This window comes from Streptomyces pilosus (genome assembly GCF_014649835.1).
GTDB lineage: Bacteria > Actinomycetota > Actinomycetes > Streptomycetales > Streptomycetaceae > Streptomyces > Streptomyces pilosus.
On the sequence record NZ_BMTU01000050.1, the window covers coordinates 1 to 600 of the forward strand.

The 600-nt window shown below is 72.8% G+C and carries 1 protein-coding gene; it reads left to right on the forward strand.

Annotation, left to right across the window (positions count from 1 at the left end; translation table 11 throughout):
* The coding region (locus tag IE118_RS33860; RefSeq protein WP_189561932.1) for a sensor histidine kinase at window positions 1–600 on the forward strand (600 nt) is incomplete at both ends.

Below are 600 nucleotides of genomic sequence, written 5' to 3' on the forward strand. Positions count from 1 at the left end.
GCCGACATCCCGGATGAGGGCGGTGGGGAGATCCGGCGGCTGATCCAGTCGATCAACGACATGCTCGCCGCGCTCCGGGACTCCCGGCGGGCCCAGCGGCTGCTCGCCGAGGACGCCGCCCACGAGCTCAAGACCCCGCTCACCAGCCTGCGCCTCAACGTCGAGCTGCTGATCCGGCTCGATCGGCGCGGCACCCTGGACAGCGCGCTGCCGGCGGAGAGCCGGACCCGGCTGCTCAACGATCTCGGCGCCCAGGTGGCCGAGTTGGGGACCCTTGCCGCCGAGCTGACCGACCTGGCGCGCGGTGACGTCAGCGACGAGAGCACCGAGGTGCTCGACCTGGCCGACGTGGTGCTGACCGCCACGACCCGGGCGGGTTCCCGCATGCCCGACATCGAGGTTGCGCTCGACGTGACCTCTGTGTGGGTGAGCGGGCGCCCCGCTGCGCTGGAGCGAGCGGTGCTCAACCTCATCGACAACGCCGGCAAGTGGTCCCCTGCGGACCAGCCTGTCCAGGTCCGGCTCCGAGCCGAGGGCGGGTCTGCGGTGCTCGAGGTCGACGACGCCGGGCCGGGCATCGACGCCGCCGACGTACCGCGG